This window comes from Bacillus sp. 95MFCvi2.1, assembly GCF_000374965.1.
In the GTDB taxonomy this organism is placed as follows: Bacteria; Bacillota; Bacilli; order Bacillales; family Bacillaceae_G; genus Bacillus_A; species Bacillus_A pseudomycoides.
In genome coordinates this window covers 105,458-129,998 of sequence record NZ_KB895700.1, presented here as the reverse complement: position 1 = coordinate 129,998, position 24,541 = coordinate 105,458, and the positions used below count along the sequence as shown (strand labels likewise).

General features: G+C 34.9%; 21 protein-coding genes. 5 read left to right on the top strand and 16 right to left on the bottom strand.

Features of this window, described 5'->3' with window-relative positions; translation table 11 throughout:
- Window positions 1-143 precede the first annotated feature (143 nt).
- From C568_RS0116480 to C568_RS0116440, 9 genes are all read right to left on the bottom strand, one after another.
- A complete protein-coding gene (locus C568_RS0116480) occupies window positions 144-359 on the bottom strand; it encodes a YozE family protein (RefSeq protein ID WP_018766382.1) in 216 nt (71 codons plus the stop codon).
- A gap of 72 nt (window positions 360-431) precedes the next feature.
- A complete protein-coding gene (locus tag C568_RS0116475) occupies window positions 432-704 on the bottom strand; it encodes a YokU family protein (protein WP_018766383.1) in 273 nt (90 codons plus the stop codon).
- On the bottom strand, window positions 701-2,119 hold the full coding sequence (ablA, locus tag C568_RS0116470) for a lysine 2,3-aminomutase (RefSeq protein WP_018766384.1): 1,419 nt from the start codon (window positions 2,117-2,119) through the stop codon (window positions 701-703). The genes C568_RS0116475 and ablA overlap by 4 nt, the downstream gene beginning before the upstream one ends.
- Window positions 2,120-2,329: 210 nt before the next feature.
- On the bottom strand, window positions 2,330-3,721 hold the full coding sequence (locus C568_RS0116465; protein WP_003197487.1) for a sigma-54 interaction domain-containing protein: 1,392 nt from the start codon (window positions 3,719-3,721) through the stop codon (window positions 2,330-2,332).
- 224 nt (window positions 3,722-3,945) lie between these two features.
- Entirely contained in the window at window positions 3,946-4,797 is an 852-nt protein-coding gene (gene ablB / locus C568_RS0116460) for a putative beta-lysine N-acetyltransferase (protein WP_018782163.1), read from the bottom strand.
- Complete coding sequence (locus C568_RS0116455; RefSeq protein WP_006094762.1) at window positions 4,794-6,062, bottom strand: peptidase; 1,269 nt, start codon at window positions 6,060-6,062, stop codon at window positions 4,794-4,796. Before C568_RS0116455 ends, ablB begins: the two co-directional genes overlap by 4 nt.
- A gap of 15 nt (window positions 6,063-6,077) precedes the next feature.
- A complete protein-coding gene (locus C568_RS0116450) occupies window positions 6,078-6,740 on the bottom strand; it encodes a CoA transferase subunit B (protein ID WP_018766387.1) in 663 nt (220 codons plus the stop codon).
- Window positions 6,725-7,423: an acetate CoA-transferase subunit alpha gene (gene atoD, locus C568_RS0116445; protein ID WP_018782162.1), complete on the bottom strand. Its 699-nt coding sequence runs from the start codon at window positions 7,421-7,423 to the stop codon at window positions 6,725-6,727. The genes C568_RS0116450 and atoD overlap by 16 nt, the downstream gene beginning before the upstream one ends.
- Window positions 7,420-8,730 (bottom strand): aspartate aminotransferase family protein, encoded by a 1,311-nt coding sequence (locus tag C568_RS0116440; protein ID WP_018782161.1) that lies wholly within the window; start codon window positions 8,728-8,730, stop codon window positions 7,420-7,422. Before C568_RS0116440 ends, atoD begins: the two co-directional genes overlap by 4 nt.
- A gap of 1,128 nt (window positions 8,731-9,858) precedes the next feature.
- On the opposite strand from C568_RS0116440, the gene C568_RS0116435 reads away from it, so the two are divergent.
- Together C568_RS0116435 and C568_RS0116430 are read left to right on the top strand one after the other, a co-directional pair.
- Window positions 9,859-10,722: a PucR family transcriptional regulator gene (locus tag C568_RS0116435; RefSeq protein WP_018782160.1), complete on the top strand. Its 864-nt coding sequence runs from the start codon at window positions 9,859-9,861 to the stop codon at window positions 10,720-10,722.
- 103 nt (window positions 10,723-10,825) lie between these two features.
- Window positions 10,826-11,929, top strand: a complete 1,104-nt coding sequence (locus tag C568_RS0116430; RefSeq protein WP_003197473.1) for an ABC transporter ATP-binding protein — start codon at window positions 10,826-10,828, stop codon at window positions 11,927-11,929.
- Between the two features lie 598 nt (window positions 11,930-12,527).
- Here C568_RS0116430 and C568_RS30905 read toward each other — a convergent pair.
- Window positions 12,528-12,665: a YjcZ family sporulation protein gene (locus tag C568_RS30905; protein ID WP_006094759.1), complete on the bottom strand. Its 138-nt coding sequence runs from the start codon at window positions 12,663-12,665 to the stop codon at window positions 12,528-12,530.
- A gap of 427 nt (window positions 12,666-13,092) precedes the next feature.
- Here C568_RS30905 and C568_RS0116415 point away from each other — a divergent pair, with 427 nt between their 5' ends.
- Window positions 13,093-13,842, top strand: a complete 750-nt coding sequence (locus tag C568_RS0116415) for a DUF4397 domain-containing protein (protein WP_018782159.1) — start codon at window positions 13,093-13,095, stop codon at window positions 13,840-13,842.
- Between the two features lie 39 nt (window positions 13,843-13,881).
- Here C568_RS0116415 and C568_RS0116410 read toward each other — a convergent pair whose 3' ends face one another.
- Window positions 13,882-15,015, bottom strand: a complete 1,134-nt coding sequence (locus C568_RS0116410; RefSeq protein WP_003197467.1) for a BA2291 family sporulation histidine kinase — start codon at window positions 15,013-15,015, stop codon at window positions 13,882-13,884.
- 178 nt (window positions 15,016-15,193) lie between these two features.
- On the opposite strand from C568_RS0116410, the gene C568_RS0116405 reads away from it, so the two are divergent.
- Complete coding sequence (locus tag C568_RS0116405) at window positions 15,194-15,586, top strand: YueI family protein (protein WP_016132763.1); 393 nt, start codon at window positions 15,194-15,196, stop codon at window positions 15,584-15,586.
- A 584-nt stretch (window positions 15,587-16,170) separates the two neighbouring features.
- Here the strand turns inward: C568_RS0116405 and C568_RS0116395 are convergent.
- A complete protein-coding gene (locus C568_RS0116395; RefSeq protein ID WP_018782157.1) occupies window positions 16,171-17,505 on the bottom strand; it encodes a hemolysin family protein in 1,335 nt (444 codons plus the stop codon).
- A 386-nt stretch (window positions 17,506-17,891) separates the two neighbouring features.
- On the opposite strand from C568_RS0116395, the gene C568_RS0116390 reads away from it, so the two are divergent.
- Window positions 17,892-18,380, top strand: a complete 489-nt coding sequence (locus C568_RS0116390) for a hypothetical protein (protein ID WP_003197459.1) — start codon at window positions 17,892-17,894, stop codon at window positions 18,378-18,380.
- Between the two features lie 110 nt (window positions 18,381-18,490).
- On the opposite strand, the gene hcp is transcribed toward C568_RS0116390, so the two are convergent.
- The 4 genes from hcp to C568_RS0116370 form a co-directional block, all read right to left on the bottom strand.
- A complete protein-coding gene (hcp, locus tag C568_RS0116385) occupies window positions 18,491-19,777 on the bottom strand; it encodes a hydroxylamine reductase (RefSeq protein WP_018782156.1) in 1,287 nt (428 codons plus the stop codon).
- Window positions 19,778-19,882: 105 nt separating this feature from the next.
- Window positions 19,883-20,479, bottom strand: a complete 597-nt coding sequence (locus C568_RS0116380; RefSeq protein WP_003207128.1) for a hypothetical protein — start codon at window positions 20,477-20,479, stop codon at window positions 19,883-19,885.
- 317 nt (window positions 20,480-20,796) lie between these two features.
- Window positions 20,797-22,647, bottom strand: coding sequence for a hypothetical protein (locus C568_RS0116375; protein ID WP_018782155.1), 1,851 nt, complete (start codon window positions 22,645-22,647; stop codon window positions 20,797-20,799).
- A complete protein-coding gene (locus tag C568_RS0116370; protein WP_018782154.1) occupies window positions 22,637-24,448 on the bottom strand; it encodes an AAA family ATPase in 1,812 nt (603 codons plus the stop codon). The genes C568_RS0116375 and C568_RS0116370 overlap by 11 nt, the downstream gene beginning before the upstream one ends.
- Window positions 24,449-24,541: the final 93 nt, after the last annotated feature.

Below are 24,541 nucleotides of genomic sequence, written 5' to 3'. Positions count from 1 at the left end.
GTGATTTTGATACCAGTATATGCAAACGGCAGAAAAACGCTTATCACATCAGCTTATATTCAAAAAATTTTTCAATAAAAAAATACATCACTTTTTATAGAGTGATGTACACCAATACAGATATATTTGTATATGTTTAATCGTTATCTTTCTTGTATGTATAGCTCCCACGCCTCATCAAAAATAGACATACTGCCTAGTAATCCACTTAATTCTAAATATGAACTAATTTCATCGTAATCTTCTGATTGCTTCGGAAAACTTAAATCATCGTACATAGCTTCAGCTAAATCTGATATTTCATTTCTGATTAAAGACGCACGATACTTCATCATATAGTGATAAAATGACTTTTTCAAACATATTCCCTACCTTTCTAACTTGGATACATTATACAAGGGTAAAAAGAAAAAAACCAGCATAATCGCTGGTTAAAAGTCGAAATAATTTCTTTTTAGGAGACGTGGACGTTCCATTAATTCTTCATATGTCAATTGTTTTGGTAAATCTTTTGTATAAATTAAAAACAACTGATCTTCTATTTCTTTTACAACATGATCAGCCTGATAGTCCATTCCACATGATGAACACGAAATACATGGTGTCTTTTGAATTTCAATGGCTTTTGTACCATCTGGCAATTCCCAATATACAGTATTCAGACTTTCTCTTGCTTCTGTACTGTCACACCACATACAATTCATACTGCGTCACCCTCAGCTTTTTTGCCATCTTCTAATTTCGACATTTGGGCTTGATACTTTTTATCTTTTAACTGATCACGCTTATCTCGTTTATCTTTTAAAGAAGAATGTGTTTCATTTGTTTCATAATCTTTCCGACGATTCATACGTTGTAAATCATCCGGAACAAGATTAAATTTCTTATCACTCATCAATCCTGCTACACCAATATCCGAACGTTTCTCTTCATATGTTGGATAAATCTCTTTAAAGTAACCTTCCGCTCTTCCTGGTACATAGTTTTCTGGTTCTGGATATGTTGTAATAACACCTTCAAAGTTACGAAGAACAACTTTATCTGCGCTTTGTGAAATTAAATAATTTGGCTGAAGAGCAATTTTCCCGCCGCCTCCTGGTGCATCTACAACGAACGTTGGGACCGCATAACCAGACGTATGTCCACGTAACCCTTCAATAATTTCTAATCCTTTTGAAACCGGAGCGCGGAAATGACCGATACCTTCTGATAAATCACATTGATAAATGTAATACGGACGAACACGAATTTTTACTAAATCGTGCATCAGTTTTTTCATAATCGGAACGCTATCATTAATACCTGCTAAAATAACCGCTTGGTTTCCAATTGGAACACCTGCATTTGCAAGCATTTCACATGCTAGTTTTGATTCTTCTGTAATTTCAATAGAAGTGTTAAAGTGCGTATTTAACCATACTGGGTGATATTTTTTAATAATATTACATAGATTTTCTGTAATACGTTGCGGGAATACAACTGGCGCTCTCGTTCCGATACGAATAATTTCCACATGCGGAATTGCGCGTAAATTTTTTAATACGTATTCTAAGATTTTATCATTAATAAGAAGACCATCCCCACCAGAAATTAAAACATCTCGTACTTGTGGCGTTTCACGAATATAAGCAATTGCATCATCTAATTGTTTTTTCGGAACACCCATTCCAATTTGTCCACTAAAACGACGACGTGTACAGTAACGACAGTACATAGAACATTGATTTGTTACTAAAAATAACACGCGGTCTGGATAACGATGTGTTAAACCTGGAACTGGTGAATCCTCATCTTCATGAAGCGGATCTTCTAAATCATACTTTGTTTTATATAATTCTTCCGAAATCGGTACAGATTGCATCCGAATCGGACAGCGTGGATCATCAGGATTCATAAGAGAAGCATAGTACGGTGTAATATTTAACGGAATCGTTTTTGTTGAAATTTTAACACCTTCTTCTTCTTCTGGTGTCAAATTAATCACTTTCTTTAAATCATCTAACGTTTTGATCGTATTCGTTAATTGCCAAACCCAATCATTCCATTGCTCTTCTGTAACATCTTTCCATAATTCGATATCTTTCCAGTGACGATTTGGTTTGTATACATCATGTAACATTGCTATTCCCCCTTTTTTTACGCTCGCCATTTATATAAGCAATAATTATGCCAACTCCACATTTTCAAGAAGTGATGACGAAAGATACCCTATTATATATGAGAAAAAATATTTTTCTTATTTTAAATGGCGCTCTACTCAATACAATATTCGTTACTTTCTGTATATGTAAACGCTCTTTTTTTGGTGCAAACACACAAAAACCGCCAATTATTCGGCGGTTTTGTCATACTTATTTAATTTATACTGCAATGTTTGTCTTGGAATACCTAATAATTTAGCAGCTTGCAAAATATTCCCATCCGTTTCCATTAGCGCTTGATTAATTAATTCTTTCTCTGTTTGGTGAAGTGCCTCACGTAATGGAAGAATAGATTTCTTCTGTTTCTTTGAATCTACTTCTTTTCGAAATGTTCGTGGTAAACAACTAACTGTTAATGAACCTCCTTCTGCAATAATTACAGCGTGTTCAATCGTGTGTTTTAACTCTCTTACATTTCCAGGCCAATGATATGCTAGCAACCTTTCTTTCGTCCCATTATCAATATGGAGCACCTGTTTTTTATATTCTTTGTTATAGTCTCTTAAAAAGTAGGATGCTAACAATAATACATCTTCTTTTCGTTCACGAAGCGGTGGAATATATAGAGAAAATACATTTAAACGATAATATAAATCGGTACGAATTTTATTTTCACGTAAACATACTTCTGGAGGTTGATTCATCGCCGTAATCACGCGAACATCTACTTTTCTCGTCTTACTATCACCGATGCGACGAATTACTCCATCTTCTAATGCACGTAGCATTTTCGCCTGCAGATCAAGGGGCATCGAATTTAATTCATCTAAAAATAATGTCCCTCCATCTGCAAGTTCAAATAGCCCCGCACGTTCAATAGCTCCAGTATAACTCCCTTTAGTTGTCCCAAATAATAGACTTTCTAGTAAGGACTCTGGAAGAGCTGCACAATTCTGGGCAATAAACGGTTTGTTTTTACGGTTGGAAGCCTCATGAATCGCTTGTACAAATAGTTCCTTTCCTGTTCCTGTTTCCCCGTATATTAAAACGTTTGCATTTGTTGGAGCTACCTTTTGCGCCAAATCTTTTGTTTGTTTAAAGCGGGAATCATTCGTCACAATTGTATTAAAAGCAACGTGTTTTTTTGTTATCTTCTTCCTAGAGGATCGTTTCATTTTCGATTGTAAATCAACAATTGTATCCGTTAATTTTTGAATCGTCGAGTAATCTTTTGCGATTTCAACAGCACCTGCAATTTCACCTTCTATAAAAATAGGTAATGTGGTATTTACAGTACAAACATCTTCACCATTTAAATTTTGATAACGCTGCACTTGATGTAAAATCGGCTTTTTTGTATTTAAAACTTTCATAAGTGTACTCGTTTCCCTTGATAGAGATGGGAATGCTTCTAATAAATGCTTACCCAATACATTCTCAATCTTTGATCCGTCATGTTTTGCAGCAACAGTATTATAAAAAATTGTAATACCATTCTCATCCACAGCATGAATCGCTTCATCAATACTGCCCAAAATCGCTTCAATGACTTCTTGTGTCGAAACTGCCAGCAATGTCATTCCCCCCTCTTGCTAAAAATTCAGCAATTTATATGCCGAATTTCCGGCACCCCTGTGCGCGATTATAAGCATTACGATTCCGTTCTACTTTTCTATTTATTTCATATCATTACTTTCCCGCCAACAAGTAATAAAGTGCAACTCTAATCAGCGGGGGGCTTCATCCCCCACTGATTATTAGCCCACAGCAATCCGGTATTCTAAACTTTCAAGTAAAGATTTTACTACCCATTCATGCGGGATAAATCTTTTACCCATACATTCATATCTTCTAATTTATCAAAAATATAACAATTATTTGCTAGCCTTCCTGTGTATGTATATCCTAGCTGATGAAAAGCTGCATTCATACCAAACGAAAGTGAACGTGCGATTGTGTAAGAACAAAAGATTGCTCTCTCTTGTAGTTCTTCTTCTAACTTAATGAGTAAACTTTTCATAAATCCATGCTTTCGATATTCAGGTAAAGTTGCACAATTCGTTAATTCTGCGTTACCTTCTTTCACATTCATTTCTGCTGAAGCAGTACTAATAATACGCTCCTCTGATTCATACACATAATAAATCGTATCTTCTTTCATCGTCTGAACAATATAGTCTGCTTCATTTAACGGTGTCGGATAAATTTCAAACACTTTTCCAAATACACTTGCCAATTCTTCTGCGTCTGCCTCTGTCGCTTTTCGTAGTACAAATTTTTCTGGAACTTGTTTCTCCTTTACTTCCTTTTCTCTCACACCATCTATAATGCGGTCCTCATCAATCCACTGGATACTATTTCGTCTTTCATCATCACGATATTTTACGAAAAAGTATGCATCATGTCCTTGAAAATAATGTGGAATCGTCGCTTCTAATAAAAAGCCAAAAGAGAGCCACGCCGAAACATGCTCTCCCTTTCCTTTTATAATGCATTTGGTGAAAGAATGCTTCTCTGCTAACTCTTCTATTTTTCGCATAAGACTTTCTACATTTCCTGTATAATGATCTACCCGAATACGTTTATTAAAATAATCTAGCACTCCTTCTACAGTATAGTAGTTTGTCTGTTCTCTGAATGATTCATAATAGTTCATTTTTTCACCTCACACCAGTCTAGTAATGTACATGCAATAACTTTTGCTGCGGCAATCATTTTATCCACTTCAATGTATTCATTTGGATAGTGGGCTACCTTTGTCTCTCCTGGTCCGAATATAATGGTTGGGATTTCTGCGATTTGTGTAAATAAACCACCATCTGTGCCCCATGGTGATGCTTCTATAATTGGACTTCTTCCTTCAATTTGAGCAAAATTATCTTGAAGCGTTGTAATGAGCGCATGCTCCTCATCTAATTCACCTGGGACCCACCTTGCCCCAAACCATTCTACCTCTACTGGATATTCTTCGAACCATGGATCTACATTCTTTAATTGCCCTATCCAATTTTCAAATTCTTCTTTTACCGCCTCCATAGTCTCATTCGGCGCAACTCCACATCTTCCTTCTAAAATCAACGAATCTGGTACGGAGCTTGGCCAGCTACCACCTTCAATTTTCCCAACATTGATTGGAACAGGGATTGGAATTTCTTTATATAACGGGTCTGTAATCCGTTCATTTCTTTTCTGTTCTAATTGTCTCAAATGTTCAACAACAAACACGCTCTTTTCAATTGCACTTACTCCTTCATAACGAGTCCCGCCATGTGCTGCTTTTCCTTTCACATGCAAGCGAAACCACATCGAACCTTGTTGTTTCGGGAAAAACTTCATATTTGTTGGTTCTGGAATGATAACCCCATCTGCCTTATACCCTCGTAAAATTGCTGCTAAAGTACCTGCTCCACCGCTCTCCTCTTCTATTACACTTTGAAAATAAATATCTCCTTTTAACTCAATACCCAGTTCTACAATCGCTTCGATTGCCAGCATAAGCGCCACATTGCCGCCCTTCATATCGGTTGTTCCACGACCATATATGCGATTCCCTACTTTTTCACCACTATATGGATGGTGTTCCCACTGATTCACATCACCTTCTGGTACAACATCGATATGTCCATTTAAAATCATTGATTTTCCATCGCCGCTTCCTTTTAACGTCGCAACAATATTTGGGCTATCTGAAAAATTCGTTCTTGGAGATACAAAATAAGGATGATCTTTCATTTTTGTAAAAGAAGGCTCCCAAATATCGAGATCTAAACCTAATTCACGTAGTTTTTCAATGACAATTGCTTGCGCGCCGCTCTCATCTCCAGATACACTTTTTTCTTGAATTAATCGTTTTAAGAGCTTTACACTTTCTCCTTCATGACTTTCAATATAATCACACACTTGTTTTTTTAATTGCTCCATATTTGTTAGCTCCTCTCATTCAATCACAAGTAAATTAGAACTCACATGAAAAGATGCCTCCGTATTTCGTTTTACATCCTCTACTGTATAAGGGCTCATTAACTCTTGGAGTATTAAACCTTCAGAAGTAACTTCCATTACAGCCATATCTGTAATAATTAAATCCACGCACCTTTTCGACGTTAATGGAAGCGTACATTCTGAAACAATTTTTGCATTTCCATACTTATCAACGTGATTCATCACAACAACGACCCGCTTTGCTTTTTGCGCTAAATCCATCGCTCCGCCAATACCAGGAACACGTTTCCCGGGAACAATCCAATTTGCTAAATCACCTTTTTCACTTACTTGTAGTGAACCAAGTATTGTTACATCAAGCAACCCTTTTCGAATCATTCCAAATGCCGTGCAACTGTCAAAATAACTTGCTCCTGTAATGAGTGACGTCGGCAATCCAGCCGCATTACACAAGTTTTCATCTTCGCTTCCTTTACTTGGCGTCGGGCCCATTCCAACGATTCCATTTTCCGCCTGGAACATAACATGTATATCTTCAGGCAAATGGTTAGGTACAAGAGAAGGGATACCAATCCCTAAATTTACAATCATTCCATTTTGAATTTCTTTCGCAGCACGCCTTGCTATCTTATCTCGTACTTCTACTCCCATACCCATTTCCAATTCACTCCTTCCGACGGCACAATATAATTTACAAAAACACCTGGAACAACAATTTCCTCAGGATCTAAACTTCCAAGCGGTACGATTTCTTCTGCCTCAACAATTGTAATATCTCCAGCCATCGCAACGTGTGGATTCATATTGCGAGCACTTTTATCAAACACAAGATTGCCAAACGGATCCGCCTTCTTCGCATATACAATCGATACCTCTGCAGTTAAAGCCGTTTCCAATAAATATGTTTTTCCGTTCATTTCGACTGTTCGTTTTCCTTCCTCTACAATCGTATCCACACCAACATCGACAAGAATTCCGCCTAATCCCATTCCACCTGCACGAATTCGCTCTGCTAGCGTTCCCTGAGGCGAAAACTCAATCCGTAATCGTCCTTCATTTAACTGTCTTCCTGCATTTGGATTTGAACCAATATGAGAAGTAATTAATGATTTCACTCGCTCATTTGTTACAAGGCGGCCAATTCCTACATCTGGAAATCCCGTATCATTTCCGATTAAATGTAAATTTGTAATTCCTTTTTGTGCAATAGCCTGTATTAATGATGGAGGGGATCCAATTCCGCCAAACCCTCCAAACATTAACGTCATATCATCATGAAACAATGACATAATCTCTTCAATTTCTTTTAATTTACCAAATGTATTTGTAATGGTTGTCATACGATACTGTGCCCTCCTTTTTGCATCATCTCTTCCACACTTTTCGCAAAAATCTCAAGTAACTCATCTAACTCAGAATATGTAGTTGTCATTGGCGGTGCAACAAGCAGCGCACTATCCTCTTTTCCTGCTTGCCCTGAAACAGCTTGATATAAAAGAAGTCCGTTTTTCGCCGCGACTGAAATGAGCTCAGACGCTTTTGTAAACGATTGCAATTCTACTCCGATCAGGAGTCCTTTTCCGCGCACATCGGCAATAATTGTCGATTGCTGCTGAACTTTCTGCAATCCTTTTATTAAATATTCTCCTTTTTCAGCTGTTTTTTCAGGTAAGTTATGTTTCTCCATATATTCAATAACCGCTAAAGCTGTCGCGGCTGATAACGGGTTAGCACTTAGCGTATGCCCACTCATAACTGATCGCGACCCTCGTAAAATCGGTTCCATCACACGGTCACTCACAACCGTCGCGGCCATCGGTGTATAACCAGCACCTAGACCCTTTCCTAACGTCATGATGTCTGGCTCCACGCCCCAGTGTTCCATCGCAAACCATGCACCTGTACGCCCAAGGCCTGTCATCACCTCATCAGCAATAAATAAAATATCATAATGGCTACAAATATCTTTAATTACTTTATAATATTCTTTCGGTGGTACAACCGCACCGCCTGCCGCCCCAATAATCGGTTCAGCTATAAAAGCTGCAATATGTTCTGCACCAATTCGTTCAATTGCTCGTTCTAATTCCGTTGCACAAGAAAGCTGACACGTTGGATATACTTTCTGCACCGGACAACGGAAACAATACGGCGCTGGAACAGTTGGATAATCTTCTAAAATAGATACAAATCGCTGGCGACGAAGTGGATGCCCTGACATTGATAAAGCTCCCATCGTAATACCGTGATAACTCATCCAACGTGATAAAATTTTATGTTTCCCTTGAATACCGCGCTCTTGAAAATGTTGAATCGCAATTTTCATAGCCGTTTCATTCGCTTCTGTACCACTATTCACAAAGAAACTCCAGTTCAAATCTCCTACACTTAAATCACTTAACTTCTTTGCTAACTTCTCAGCTGGCTCACTCGTAAACTGTGAGCGGTACACAAAAGCAATCTCCTCTGCCTGCTTTTTAATCACTTCCGCAATCTCTGTTACGCCATGTCCGATACCTGCCGTAATCGCTCCTGACGAACCATCAAAATATTTATTACCATTTTGATCATACAAATACACACCTTTTCCATGTGAAATCATTGGATACGGCTGACCAACAAGTGGCTTAATTAAGTAATCGCGCATAGCGCTCCCCCATTTCTCCAATTTGTATATATATATGAAGAAAATTGACGTTTCTTTCATAAAAAAGAACCCTCTGCAAACGCAGTGAATTTATCAAAAAACTATTATAAAATATACAAATGAGTACTAAAAATCAAAATAAAAATAAACATTCAGAAATATAATAAAAGACCAAACCCTTTACCCCTCTTAAAAAAATCCTCCCCCCTATAAAAAATAAGCCTAAAAAACATACTACCTAATTATTTTTTCACCATACCATCAGCTTCGCTCAATTGCTGGCATTGTGTAAACTTCGACGAAACTCCCGTCAATTTCCTTCCTATTTATTTTGTTTATCTGTCATATTTTTCAACAAATTTAGACAAATCCTTCAAATAGAAACCTCCTATGATTACTCAATCATAGGAGGTTTCTTTCATATAATTTATTTTTTAAATTTTCGACATCTACTTATTCCTATTAAAAAACATGCTTTTATTGCATTTTACAAAATATTTTTTACTGAGAAAAAACAAATGTGCTAATCCTCTGTACGAGGTTTCTCCTCTTACATAGCACCTTAATCTATCTAACTCTCCCAGCGATTCAACCCTAAATAACAAGCTCCATACACACCAGCATCATTGGTAATCGAGATGCTTCTTTATATTGGCGAATAAGTGCAGAAGTCGATGCATATCGTTCGTAACATCCTTTTCCACCGTAACTACATTCTTTTCCATGATATATTGATTATATAAATAATAAATTAAATCATGATATCATGTTGTCATTACCAGTTGTTATGAAGTATACCATTACAACTTTTTCTTTCGTAATACATTTTCTGAATTTTTTATAAAATTTTTCAAACATTTTTATTCATAGCTTAACAATATAATTCTATTTATTGCGAAATAAAAAGCATGAATGGAATTGCCTGCAAGAGAAAGATTATTTTTATCAAATTGATTCTTCCCGTAAAAATCTGATCGATGAAGGTTAATTACTAATAAAATTCTCCCTACCTTAAAGTCCGTACAAATGAGAAAGATAGGTGCGCGGGATAATTGCCCACAAAAAAATCAATTGGTCTGGCTAAATGAAAGTTTCACTTTATCTCAGAAAAAGAAAAGGAGTGTTCCTATGATTCAACAATTAAAAACATATTACGGTAAAGATATAACGGTTAATGAAACAGTATTGTCTGGGGAGTATAGCTGGTTTTTAGTTGAAGGAAACAAAGTAGGGATTCGCAAATCTCGCTTACACCAAAGGGAACGTCAATTACTTTCATCAATCTTAACGCCCATTCATACTGATACATTTTATGAAACAGAAAAAGAAAAATCTTGGTATGAAGCGTTATATCAAAATAAGGATATTCCTATCGTATCTGTTCGTTTTTTACATTTTTTCACAAATCACTCTGTAGTAGAAAGAGAAGAATTTCAAGATGCTTTACAGTCCATGTTTTCTTTCGTCACTACAACGATATGGGAGACTTCTCAAGCCGGCGTTCTCATCTTAGAAGAAGATATATCGAAATCTATATTACAAACAGCCCTTGATACATTAGAAACAGATTTTTTTATATCTCTATCCTTTTTTATTGGCAGACACTATACCGAAACAAATGGAATTTCTCGTTTGTATCAATGGGAACGAGCATTATTTTCTTTTCTTTCTCCCTATTTATCAAAAAAGATTATACACATTGAACACCTACTCCCTTACCAATTAATGATCTCATTACCAAAAGAAGAAAGAGAAAAATATACAAATCAATTGTTAGCACACATTTCAAATGATAAAGAACTAATCGATAGTGTTAAAGTATTCTTCCAATGTAATTTAAATGTATCACTTGCAGCGAAACATTTATATTTGCATCGTAATACCTTGCAGTATCGAATTGATAGATTCATTGAAAAAACAGGAATTAATATCAAAACATTTGAAGGCGCTGTAGCAGTTTACATGGCATTTCTTTCTTTAGATATCTCGTAAACTTGCATAAAAACCTCTCATTTTTTTGTGCAATCTGCCAATTTACCTACCTACAAAAAAATCTTATAATTCGATTAATTCAAAGAATAAGGAGTGAGTAATTGTGGCAGAACTCGTATTAGATCATATTTTTAAAGTTTATGATAATAAAACGACTGCTGTTTCTGATTTTAATTTACATATTGAAGATAAAGAGTTTATCGTATTTGTCGGTCCTTCTGGATGTGGAAAATCAACAACTCTACGTATGATTGCGGGTCTAGAAGACATTTCTGATGGTTCATTTTATATTGATGGAGAACGTATGAATGATGTCGCTCCAAAAGATCGCGACATTGCGATGGTATTTCAAAATTACGCACTATACCCACATATGTCTGTTTATGATAATATGGCGTTTGGCTTGAAACTACGCAAACTTCCAAAAGATGAAATTAATCGCCGCGTAACAGAGGCTGCGAAAATCTTAGGACTTGAAGATTACTTAAAACGAAAACCAAAGGCATTATCAGGTGGACAACGCCAACGTGTTGCGCTAGGAAGAGCTATCGTTCGTGACGCAAAAGTATTTTTAATGGACGAGCCTCTATCCAATTTAGACGCAAAATTGCGCGTAAGTATGCGCTCTGAAATCTCTAAACTTCATCGCCGTTTAAACACGACCACTATATATGTGACACATGATCAAACAGAAGCAATGACAATGGCATCACGCCTTGTTGTTATGAAAGATGGTGTCATCCAGCAAGTTGGTACGCCAAAAGAAGTATACGATGCTCCTGAAAACATTTTTGTTGGCGGATTCATTGGTTCTCCAGCTATGAATTTCTTTACCGGAACATTACAAGATAACTATTTTCATATAGAAAATATTCGTTTCAAAGTACCAGATGGCCAACTAAAAGCATTAAAGAAAAAAGGATATAATGGAAAAGAAATCATACTCGGTATTCGTCCTGAAGACATTCATGATGAACTAATTGTTCTTCAATCTTCTCCTGAATCAACTGTCGAAATTACAGTTGAGGTCGCTGAATTATTAGGTGCTGAAACGATGATTCATGGAAAACTTGCGAGTCAAAACTTTGTTGCACGAATCAACGCTCGTTCAGAAATTAAAGCTACCGATAAACTTCCGTTAGCTTTTAGTTTAACTAAAGCGCACTTTTTCGATATTGATACAGAACAACGTATACGTAATGAATAGACATACTTGATTAAAGTATAAACCAGTTTTCTTCCTGATCTTTCTGTACTATTTACCTAAGAAAGGCCAGGAAGCTTCTTTTTGATATTTTATTTTTTTACAAGTATTATATTTAATCCTTTTCGTTTTTTATTGCTACCACCTGACGCTCCTCTTATTTTTCATTTTCATTAACATTTTTTGGCTACTCCTTTTTTATCTCGCTATTCGCGAGCAGTAAGGCCCCACCCCAACATGCAACAAAAGCAAAGAAATCAGGTGGGAGATGAAGCCCCACCGCTGATTGAAGTTTTACTTTATGAAAATCTAATTTTTCTAATCCTCTATAGATACAACCTTATGTAACCTTACACATGCTTCCATTCAATGTAATTTCAAATTTCCAAGTACATATTTAACAATTAATTTCACAGTTTCTGGATAACCTTTACCATCATTAGTTTATCCCACTGCAACTTCTTCATTTGTTCTTTTGTGTTAAAATATCGCAAGACCTCATGTTCCAACTGATATTTTAAATACGAGTTTACATTAAAATAAAAAAGAAAGAACCGATTAACTATATTAACCAGTTCAGCATGACGCTCTTTATCAGTTATTAACGAACCCAACATGCCCCGATAATAATTAGTAAAATAAACAATACAACGATCAACGCAAATCCAGAACCTGTACTGTACCCTCCGCCGCCATAACCATATCCGCAATAACTACTAGGATATCCGTAACCCCACATGATTTGCTCCACTCCCTCCGCTACTTAAAAATTAAATTCCCTTAATAAATTATGTAGGACAACTCTCACTTTGTATGTGCGTTTGCCTATAAATTAAAAACTCCATAACTCCGCTAACGATTTTATAGTTTGCACCAGATCGAGCAACTTGTATATGTATAAAATTCGTGGCATTAAATACAGTGAAACTTTAATCAGTGGGGGTTTTCTTCATCCCCCACTGATTATTAGCCCTCACCAATCGGGCTTTTACGGACAGTTGATCCCCTACCTACCTTGTTTCTCCCTGAATCTTGAGGTGGGGGTCTTACTGCCCGTTAATGCGGGATAAACTATCTATTATCCTATTTATATTTTGAAGCATTTTTTGCATAAGCCCTTTTCCGAGATGCATATAGTTATAGTGATGACAAAGGAGGAATTTTACATGGCTCAATCTGAAATTGAAAAATATGGACAAGAAGCAGCCCTGTATGAACAACTTGCCCGTTACTATCAATATACAAATCCCAAAAAATATATGGAATTATATATGAAATATCATAGTGCGATTACCAAACTTGTACATGTGTATGAAAAACGCGGCTCTCAAGAAGCAACATTGCCATCCTATATGAGAATATTCCACGCATCCCCTCATACACCAGCTATTGATTTTTTAGTTAACGGACAGAAGGTAGTAAAAAACATTTCTTTTAAACAACACAGTCCTTATTTGTCCTTAACTCAAGGGCAGTACCGGGTTGATATCGTTCCAGTCGGTAATGAAACACCTATTTTTTCAGCACTTGTTCCCATGATGGGTAACCACTCTTATACACTGGCAGCAATTAGTACTGATACACATCTACAGTTGCAACCAATGCTGGATAATACTCCTTTGCAATCTGGTCAAGCAAAAATAAGATTTTTACATTTTTCCTCTGATACCCCTGCTGTTCATATATCCATAAAAGGTGGCGACTATTTATTCGAAAATGTCTTATTTAAACAAGTAACAGATTATTTACAGGTAAGCCCTGGAACAGCTGATATTGAAATTTCTCTTGCCGATACAAAAAAGATACTTGTAACCATCCCTGATGTAAAAGTAGAACCAAATACAATTTACACATTTGCATTAGTAGGCTATTCTAATCAATCCCCAAAATTAGAAGCCGTGGTTCTTACAAATTAAAAAATCTACACCATTCTCTTGGTGTAGACTTTTTTCTCTTTATTTTTGAAATGAAATATGAAATTCTGTCCATTCTGAATCAGAGCGACACGTAATCGATCCATTATGCTTTTCAACAATTTGTTTACATACAAACAAACCGATGCCAGTTCCTAATTTCTTAGTCGTGACAAATGGTTCAAAAATCGTTTCAATACTTTCTGCCGGAATCATCGGTCCATTATTTTTAATAACAATATGAATCCTTTCTTCCTCTTCACATGTATCGATAATAATTTTACGATCTTCTTTAATCACTTCGAGAGCATCGATTGAGTTCATTAAAATATTTAGAAAAACTTGTCTTACTTCACTACGGTATCCTACAAATGAGATAGGATACGGTAAAATCTTTTCAATTGAAACATTTGCATTAACTAGACTTGGATATAAGAAATGAATAATATCATGAAACAAATCATTTAGCCAAAATCGTTCAGACTCATTCCACATTTCTTTTTTTGAAACAAGTAAAAATTGCGAAATACGAAAGTTTAATTGGTCCAATTCATGTGAAATAATATCTAAATATGATAAATTCGGATGATCTAATTTCAATAATTTCACAAACCCCATAATGGAGGTTAATGGATTTCGAAACTCGTGAACAAAACTAGCCGACATTTGTCCTAAAATCGTCAATCTTTCTTTATGTGTTTCATTTATATATTGCTGTTTTTCTTCTAAATTTCTCGATATAATTTCCGAATATTTTAAAACCGTATAATAAATTAATTTGTCAAAACAAGTATGTATTTTTGTCATAATTGGTTTTAATTCACGAGCTTTAACATCTAATTCGCACATTGCTTCAAATAGTTCATTTCTTCCTACATTCGCATTATAGACAAAATCTCCAATATTAACGTCCGCCCCTGCTCGCTCAATTGCAATTTTTTCACATAACGGCTGTAGGTGAGCTACATCCTTATTTTCCATAATAAGTTCAATGATTAACTCTAATAAATTCTCTCCATTCTGAGCTACTTCTTGCTTAAATGGATCTTTTTCGGAAATTATCATTTTGTTTTTCCAGTTCTCTACGAATTGGTGCCTGTTGTTTTTCAAGTGCGAACAAAATACTTCTTTAATATCCTTATCGATTGGAAAAACCCCCATTCCCTCCATTTCCATGCGACGAATACCCTATATATTTTGAATATTAACACAAAAAACGAGTTTCGTTAAGAGATTATTGTCACATTTTGTTAATTTCTGTTGATAAAGTTAATTTGAATATGGTATTTGAAATGTCTTTTTTTGCATCCTTTTCATTTCTTGCGTACAATAAGATATGAAAGGTGTGAAAAATATGGTAAATAAAAATGTGGAAGATTATCTCCAAGAAGGCATTCATGGCCAAAAGCAAAACAAACCAGAAGAACGCAATATGTACTTAGGCACATTGCGTGAGCGTGTGGAAATCGCTTTAACAATCGGTCAAGTGATGCAAAGCAATGTTTACACAGAAGTAGCTAATAGCATGCGCACTTCTCAATCATTACAACTATATGTAAACGGCAGCATCTCTTACCCACATTTATCAAAATACATTAAATTAGCAAACGAAAAAAATGTACCTTTTACAATCGTCCAAAATAAAGGTACACAAACACCAATTGGTTTAGTTCTTGCGCATAACACAGCGGTAGATAAAGAACAAGTTTATGTTGAAGATACGATTTTTAAACAAGAGATGAAATAATACACGATAATGTGACACTTCCATTACCAATCGGTCTTTTACGGGCAGTTATCCCTCACTTCTCTTCCTTGCTCCTCTCTGAATCTTGAGATGGGGGTCTTACTGCACGCAAATAGCGAGATAAATAAAAGGTACACTTACTTAGATAATAAGTGTACCTTTTATTTATATTTATTTTTTTATGAAGATTAGTTTCATCTCTGTCATTTCTTCAATCGCATATTTAATTCCTTCACGACCTGTACCACTTTCTTTGACACCGCATATGATGTCTTTAATCATGAAACTGCCCATATAAATCCATTTTGATTTTTTGACATATAAGCCGCGGCTATGAATAACAAAATGGGGGGTCTGCATTTGTTTTCACTCGACATGGAGCAGAAAAAGGGTCTGACCGCCGGATGCTCTCTCCCACCTAAAAATTAGGTTTTATGTCAGTCTTTTAATTTGTATTTATCTAATTCTAGTTCATCAATTCCATGCATTGCTTTCGTTAAATGTCTGACTTATTTTATTGTAGCATTGTCCCATTACATAAAAAAATATTTTCCCTACTAAAAAAACTCTGCTAAATGCAGAGTTTACGAGCTTACTTGTTCTTGTAATGTTATTGGTTTTTCAGTTTCTGAAATTAAAATGGGAGCTGCTCGCTTTGTCACTTCTATCTGCTTGATATAGTGGCCATCCAATTCCTTAACGCAAAAATTATAATCTTCAATTTCAACAATATCACCTTCTGTAATTTCTAGGTGCTTTGTTAAAATCCATCCACCAATTGTATCAATATCATCATCATCAATAGATAAACCTAACAATACATTTACTTCGCTAACAAATACTTTTCCTTCTAAAATTGTCTTTGTTTCACTTATATGTTGGATTTCTGGTTTTTCATCTATATCAAATTCATCTTGAATATCGCCAACAATTTCTTCTAATATATCTTCAACTGTTACAAGACCTGCTGTTCCACCATATTCATCAATTAATATAGCGATATGTGTACGCTCTCGTTGCATTTTTAAAAACAAATCATGAATTGCAATCGATTCAATGACAAGTATAATGGGACGAATATACTGCTGCACCGTTTCTTTGCTAAAGGCACCATGTTTCACAAAATCTGTGAAAATATCTTTAAAGTTTACAAAACCGATAACATGATCCTTATCCCCATCAACAACTGGGTATCTTGTATATTTCTCATTGGACATTTTTTGCAATGCTTCTTTAACAGAAGTATCTTTATCTAAAATGTTCATCTCTGTCCGTGGGACCATAATTTCTTTTGCAATACGATCGTCAAATTCAAAGATTTTATTTACATATTTAAATTCAGATTGATTAATTTCACCGTTTTTATAACTTTCTGACACTAACAACCGTAATTCTTCTTCCGAATGGACTTCCTCGTGCTCTTTCGCAGTTTGTAAACCAAACATTCTTGTTACATATCGAGCAGATCCATTTAAAAGCCATATAAACGGAAAAGTAATTCGATAAAAGAAAATAAGCGGTTTAGCAACGAGTAAACTCACTTGTTCTGCCTTTTGAATCGCCAATGTTTTTGGTGATAATTCTCCCACAACAACATGGAAAAAAGTAATGAACATAAACACTAGAATCACAGCCAAAATATCAGCAACCTGGGGAGGCACTTCCCATCTTGCGAAAAGCGAATCAAACATGTGCTTTATTGCTGGCTTTCCTAACCATCCGAGTCCAAGAGCTGTAACTGTAATTCCTAATTGACAAGCTGATAAATACTCGTCTAAGTTTGTAATGACTGTTTTCACAGGAATTGCACGTTTATTTCCCTCTGCAATTAAAAAATCGATGCGTGAACCTCTTACTTTCACAATTGCAAACTCGGCCGCAACGAAAAATGCAGTTAAGGCAATTAAAACAATCACCATACTTATACTATATATGTCCAAATACGTTTCCTTACTTACGCTGTAAGCAAGGAAGCCACCTCCTAATTAATTTATTCAAGCGAAAAAGACTTTTCTTATCATCTTACAAGTTTCTACATTCGCCATCACCTTTTTATACATTATATGCATACATAAAGAGGATATTTATATTTATGATAATCTAAATATCTTCTTTCAGTCAAACTAGAATAATTGAAAAAAAACAGACATTTTTCTCTCTTTTTAGAAGAATCTATATGCTCAAAAACTAATTCTCGTGAAAAAACACTTTCTTTGCCGATTCCTCACTTCTTTTGTCACCCATGCAGGGAAGAAGCTTAATACCTCGAAATAATTCAACAGGATATATATAGGAGGGATTTACCTTGGAATATAAAACACCCATTATTGCGAAAAAGTTAGGTGTTAGCCCAAAGGCAGTGGTTCGAATTGCACAACAATTGAATCTCAATATAGAAAAAAACAAGTACGGTCATTTCATTTTCACTCAAGACAACTTAGATAAAATGTTAGAATATCATCGTTCTCATATAGAACAAACCTTATCTCCAGCTATAATTTCACAAGTAGAACCATCAACTGATTTTGAACAATTTGTTACACAATTAAATACAATTACACACCGTTTAAATCGTATAGAGGAAAAAATGCAAGATAAAGCAGATGATGTCGTCAATTACCAATTGCTACAACATCGCAGAGAAATGGAAGAAATGATGGATAGAATTCAAAAATTAGAAGCTGCTCTTGAGAAAAAAGAACCAATTTACATCACACCTGATATCACGCCAACATATGAACGAGAAGAAAAACCGAAACGTCGTAAAATGATTTTAAGTATATTCGGATTTTAGTTCTTTTCCAATTGTTTGTTCGCGCATGATAATTGACTCCCCCCTAGTCAATTATCATGCGCTTTTTTATTTATATAAAAAGGATGTCTCATTACAAGACATCCTTTTTGTTACGATAACATCATATTCATATCTTCTGCTGCAGTTGTAATAAGTTTTAAACCAAATGTTTCTTGTAATACATCAAGCACACCAGGTGAAATAAATTCAGGGGCCTTTGGACCGATACGAATATCTTGAATCCCAAGACTAAATAGCCCAAGTAAAATGGCAACCGCTTTTTGTTCAAACCAAGATAGGACAATACTAACTGGCAATTCATTCACTTCACATTGAAAAGCATCTGCTAAAGCTGCCGCTATTTTTATTGTAGAGATTGAATTATTACATTGCCCTAAGTCAATGTAACGTGGAATCTCCGTACCGGGTACAACACCATAATTCACATCATTAAAGCGGAATTTCCCACAAGAAGTTGTTAAAATAACCGTTTCTTGCGGAAGTGACGTTGCTAATTCACGATAGTATTCTCCGCCTTTTCCTGGGGCATCACAACCTGCGATGACAAAGAAGCGCTTAATTTTCCCTCCCTTTACTGCCTCAATGATTTCTGGAGCTAATGATAATACTGTATTATGATGAAACCCTGTTACTAACTGTTCATCCGACTCCATATGTACTTCGGGAAGTTCTAGCGTTTTTTTAATCAATGGTGCAAAATCATCATTTTCAATTTTCCGTACACCCTCCAGGCCGGCAATATCATATGTAAAGAAGCGATCAGAGTATGATCCTTTAATTGGCATAACACAGTTCGTTGTAGCCAATATCGCACCGGTAAATTTTTCAAAAAGACGTCGTTGATCATACCATGCCTTACCAATGTTTCCTTTTAAATGTTTATATTTTTTCAGTTGTGGATATCCGTGTGCTGGTAGCATTTCAGAATGCGTATAAATATTAATTTCTTTTCCTTCTGTTTGCTTTAATAATTCCTCTAATGCAAATAAATTATGACCAGTAACAACAATTGCCTTACCTTCTACATGATTTTGTGTAATTTGAACAGGCTCTGGAACACCGAAATGATTCGTATGTGCCTCATCTAACAACTCCATCACCCGTAAAGCTGATTTCCCAACTTTCATAGCCATATCAATATGTTCTTGTTCATTAAAGTTAGAATTTGTTAATGTCATATATAACGCTTCTTGAGTTGTAGCATCTACAAATGGATCTGTATACCCTAGCTGCGCAGCATGGGTACGATAAGCAGCAATTCCTTTTAACCCAAACACAATCGTATCTTGTAAACTTGCAATTGTTTCATTCTTACCGCAAACACCCATTACTTTACATCCGCCTGTTGGCGTTTGTTCACATTGATAGCAAAACATATCATCCCACCCTTTCCCAATCATTCATTACAAACTAAGCTTAATATACATTGAGAAAAAGGGATGTGATATCAATCACAATAATTTATAAAAATTTGTGACACTTCATCTTGTTAACATAATATTTTTACTGTTCTCTTTGATTAATGCCTGCGCATGAGCATTTCCTTGAATAATATCCCGAAATTCTTTTAAGGAATACAAATGTGTTAATCCTTTCCGAGCATGAATTCGAACAGGTACCCCTTGCAATGTATCATGAAAATAAAACGGATCATCAATTGGTTCAATTGGAAAACCAATTGTAAGTAAATACATATACATTCTTTTTGTAACAACAGCAATATACCACTCAGCTTTCATTTCTAAAGCATGAATAAATAAAATAGCTGTTAACCTTTTGAAATGTCCTCTCCCGCGCGATGTTTTCGCAATACTTAACTTTCCTATTTCATAAACATTCTTTAAACCTTTCATTAACTCATTTTCAGAAAACGGATAGAAAAACTCAGAATTAGATTGTTCAGGTGTCGTATATCGAATACACTCTACTGTACCAATAGAATGTCCTTCTTCTATTAATAAAAATCGTGATGGATTTAAATTACGCTCTACAAACATTAAATCTCTCTCTTCACAAAAATCTCCCCACAGTTGCTCGAACCAAAAATGTTCTTCCTTTGTTTGAACACGCTGGAACATATTTCCCCGCCTTTCCCATCGCCGCTCTATATTTTGATAACGCTTTCACCATCTATCATATAAGAACAAATCTCCGCATGCAACTAAAAGGTATTTACTACATTATACATTCTATAAAAATTAACCAGTTCCTATTCATTTTTTTATATTTATATAAAGTGACACTTCCATTGTATATAATTAGAAATTACCTTTATTGTTTTATCACCTCTATGGGTATTTAATTCTACAATACCATAAATTCACAATTATACTCACTTCAACAATTCAATTTACTTACACAAAAAGAAACCTTTTCCGTAAAGAAAGGTTTCTTTTCATGTTACAATATTTTTTAACCATTTCTCGAAAATCTGTACAAGACCATGCTTTCCAGCTAACTTTTCTTCTCCCTGCTTTGTTTTATATGGATATAATTGCAAAAAGACTCCGCAACCTGCTTCTATTTTCTTCCCGTGCATATGACTGCCTGGGTATACACAAATCACTTCATGAATCGCCCTTCGGTGAAAAATACGTTTTCCATCTTGTTCTTCTACATATTTAATGGACCAATATTTGTACATTTGCTCTGTTGCTTTTGTATTTCCAACAGGCTGAAAAATATTAAACATAGGACTATATTTCACCTCAACAATAATAGACGACTGGTACTCATAACGTTCCCCTTGCTTCACATAACAATCTAAACGAATGTCTGGCTTTTTCGTATCTTCTCCATTATAGAAATGACTTCCTTTACTAAGTGCAATGAGTGGGTGCGTTTCAATAAGGTCATTAAACACTACATGGATTTGAATATTTTCACGATTTAAAACAATTGTCGTACCATCCTGTAAACCATCTAAGTAAAAATAAGTTTGAATTTGTTCGCGTAATGAAATTTCATCTTTAAATTCTAACTGTTGCAATATAGAAATAATGATAAAAAATGCATAATACTCATACACTAAAAACGTTGGTTTATACACAAATAATAAAGCTGGAGATTGTTGATTATAACGTGGTAGAAACTCTAAATGATATAATAGTTGCCGATGAGTAACAGGTAAAGCATGCATAGTTATATTTGTCTTTTCAGAAATCCCTCTCCAGAATGGAGAATTTAACAAATTTTGAAAGTACAGTATAGCTTGGTGGACAATATGATTTAAAATTTTATACTCTTGTATTTTCATAGATGCTTTCCGCAAGTCTGCCTCTTTTAACAAATGAATATTTCGATATTTTTGCTTCTCCCTATCTGTTACAGACCCGTTTCTTTCAATGGTTTGCATAATTGTTTTTACTGCTTGTTGTTCCTCTTTTTTTGTATGTGTTGCTCTTTCTAATATTTCGATTGTCTTTTGTAAGAAAGCCTGCGCTTCAAGTAAATATTGATAAAATTGTTTCGTTGTAAATTTTAGAAAAGCATTCTCCAAACTATCTGTTTGTTCTATAAATCTGCGATTATAATACTTAGCGTGAGGCTTTTTCTCGTTCATTATCACACTTTTCATCGTCGCTTTTCGTTCCCGTATTTCCCACTCATATCTATCGATATATCTTGTGTTCTCTTCAACTTTTTTATAAAGCTGCTTTATTTTTTTCATTTTTTGTGGCAGCATTCGAAGTAGCATTAAATAGGAAGAATCTTCAATGTCAATTAGCGTTGAGAATGTCTTTTTATAATAACCACGATCTAGCATAATTTCATTCAAAATTGATTTTACATAATTTTGAATCGTTTCAAATTGATCATCAAAAAAATTTTTAGGAACAATTTGAAACGCTCCATAGTATATCTCTTCTTCCACTTTCACCTCGAAATGATACAAACCACAACGCCAAGGATAAAAAAAATCAGTTTTTCCATGTTCATATAATAATACTTTTTCTCTTTTTTCATGCAATTCATATTGCCATTCTTTCTTATCTTTTTGCCCTTCATACACTTTATTCCATATAAAAGTAACACGGATTGGCGTTTCACAATGTAAAGTCAAACGTAATGCTTTTAATTCTTGCACTTTATAAACACAATGTGCCATTGTTGTAGTGTGTTTACAAAGACGATTCAAAAATATAAAATCTCCTTTTCCTTCTGTTCCAATAATTAATTTTAATACGAACGGGAGCTTATCTTTTGTATCTACAATTTCCGTCTCGTGCTGCTCCTCATTTCGCATACCCATACAACTCCAATTCACGCCGTTTTTGTCTAATATAAGCTAGAGAATGTTCGAATGCGGAGACACAATTCGCAAGTGGAGATTGTAATAATGATACTAGCGATAGCCCTTTCTTTTCATCCTCACGAAGAAGTGGACCAATTGTCATTTCCGTACCACGTAATTTTGTTAAAATACGCTGTTTTACTTGTAAATCAAAACCCTCTTCTCGGCTAATCATATAAGATTGATTATCTTTTGGAGGGATATTTTGCAAATAAGTCGCAATCGCAGCAGCGCATCGAAAAGAAACGCCTTTCGATGCGTCATGTGATGATAATACGCCGTGTAATTTATCTAATAGTTCTAATTCTTCTTCAAAAAGTACATCAATTATCTCTTTATTTCGTAACCAATTCATACGAAACTCTCCTGTTGTTACTTGTAGGGGCGGGATTTGTATCCCTTTATTTTGCTGCATATTGATTTCACAAAATGGAATCTTTTGAAGTGTAATAAGATTTGTTCGATCCAATAAGCGATCAGATAATTCTTTCGTTGTTTCATCAAAATTTACAGTCCCGATAAAAATAATATTTTCACCAATTTCAATTTTAGGTGGAATTATATTTTCTATTTCATTTCCTTCCTCATATAAAGAAAGAATACGATTTTTCTTTTCTAATTGAAGAATAGATAAAAATGGTGTAAACCAATGTTCAATATGTGACATATTCATTTCATCAAATACAATCATATAAAGCTGATTCGGATTTTCATATGCTTTTAATAATGTCCGAATTAACTTCGTTTCACTTTCGATATATGTTCCATTTGGATGAAGATAACCTATTATATCGTGTGGTTCTTGATAAGATGGAGAAATTGGAATCCATAACAATTCTTCTCCATACGTTAACCCTAACGCTTCTGCATATACTTGCACAAAACGAGATTTCCCGATTCCTGGGATACCAGCAAGAATCGTTAACATATTTGTTTTTACACTAATATGAAAGTTAAAAATATCCGTTGCATCTAAATACAAACCTTTATTATTGATTAAGTTCTGTACATACTGTATAAATGTAGATTCACGCTCATTCCATTCTTGGTCTTCTTTTTGCCCTTTTATGTCTACTACTTCCACCCGTTTTCCCTCTTCTTCGATTTGCTTTAGAAGTTGATCATACATATTTTCTCTTACAAAATACAAATGATCATCCGCTTTCACTTCTATATACTTGGTCCAATTATCAATTTCGATATATTTGCATTCCTTTTTTTGTTCGCAATATGCAATTGAACTAATGGATGATTTTAATGATAAATTCCCATATAATCTACCTTCATACCATAACAACTGTGGTACTTCGAAATCGTGTGGGAATTTAGGAATAAGAAAAGATAAGTACCCATTACCTAGCTTTCGCTCTAAAGATTCTCTCTTTTTATATCCTACTAATCTTGGCGAAGGGATAATCTTATATGCATCCGCGATTTCCCGTTGTTCTGTACATATTAATTCAACATACAAGTTCCCTCTTTCATAATAAAGGCGAAACAATACCAATTGTTTTTCTAACTTTTTTTTCTTTAAATCCGCAAATATTCTCTCATTTTTTTTGTTAGTATATAGTCCTTCAAACAAATATACTTCACCTTCAAATTGCGATTTCAAAATAGAAGGAATTTGTGAAAGACATTGTACAGAAAAAGTATTCTTTTTTTCCTCCTCACCTTCAACGAACTTTCCAAGAAATCTCATGTGATACATCCGCTTTATAAAACTTGGATGGAGAGCTTTATGTAGCTTCAATATACTCACCTTCTTTTTTTCATACTGTTCTTATTATATGAACTGTAAAAGAAAACTAGAAACAAAAAAACCTGACGTACACCGTCAGGTTAC

Excerpts from the sequence above, each read along its gene's own strand:
- C568_RS0116395 (WP_018782157.1), bottom strand. The coding sequence starts at position 17,505 with ATGGTGATTGTTTTAATTGCCTTAACTGCATTTTTCGTTGCGGCCGAG.
- hcp (WP_018782156.1), bottom strand. The coding sequence starts at position 19,777 with ATGTTTTGCTATCAATGTGAACAAACGCCAACAGGCGGATGTAAAGTA.
- C568_RS0116375 (WP_018782155.1), bottom strand. The coding sequence starts at position 22,647 with ATGCGAAATGAGGAGCAGCACGAGACGGAAATTGTAGATACAAAAGAT.
- ablB (WP_018782163.1), bottom strand. The coding sequence starts at position 4,797 with ATGAACTATTATGAATCATTCAGAGAACAGACAAACTACTATACTGTA.
- atoD (WP_018782162.1), bottom strand. The coding sequence starts at position 7,423 with ATGACAACCATTACAAATACATTTGGTAAATTAAAAGAAATTGAAGAG.
- C568_RS0116455 (WP_006094762.1), bottom strand. The coding sequence starts at position 6,062 with ATGGAGCAATTAAAAAAACAAGTGTGTGATTATATTGAAAGTCATGAA.
- ablA (WP_018766384.1), bottom strand. The coding sequence starts at position 2,119 with ATGTTACATGATGTATACAAACCAAATCGTCACTGGAAAGATATCGAA.
- C568_RS30905 (WP_006094759.1), bottom strand. The coding sequence starts at position 12,665 with ATGTGGGGTTACGGATATCCTAGTAGTTATTGCGGATATGGTTATGGC.
- C568_RS0116415 (WP_018782159.1), top strand. The coding sequence starts at position 13,093 with ATGGCTCAATCTGAAATTGAAAAATATGGACAAGAAGCAGCCCTGTAT.
- C568_RS0116440 (WP_018782161.1), bottom strand. The coding sequence starts at position 8,730 with ATGCGCGATTACTTAATTAAGCCACTTGTTGGTCAGCCGTATCCAATG.
- C568_RS0116380 (WP_003207128.1), bottom strand. The coding sequence starts at position 20,479 with ATGTTCCAGCGTGTTCAAACAAAGGAAGAACATTTTTGGTTCGAGCAA.
- C568_RS0116465 (WP_003197487.1), bottom strand. The coding sequence starts at position 3,721 with ATGACATTGCTGGCAGTTTCGACACAAGAAGTCATTGAAGCGATTTTG.
- C568_RS0116450 (WP_018766387.1), bottom strand. The coding sequence starts at position 6,740 with ATGGGTATGGGAGTAGAAGTACGAGATAAGATAGCAAGGCGTGCTGCG.
- C568_RS0116475 (WP_018766383.1), bottom strand. The coding sequence starts at position 704 with ATGAATTGTATGTGGTGTGACAGTACAGAAGCAAGAGAAAGTCTGAAT.
- C568_RS0116405 (WP_016132763.1), top strand. The coding sequence starts at position 15,194 with ATGGTAAATAAAAATGTGGAAGATTATCTCCAAGAAGGCATTCATGGC.
- C568_RS0116435 (WP_018782160.1), top strand. The coding sequence starts at position 9,859 with ATGATTCAACAATTAAAAACATATTACGGTAAAGATATAACGGTTAAT.
- C568_RS0116410 (WP_003197467.1), bottom strand. The coding sequence starts at position 15,015 with ATGGAAATGGAGGGAATGGGGGTTTTTCCAATCGATAAGGATATTAAA.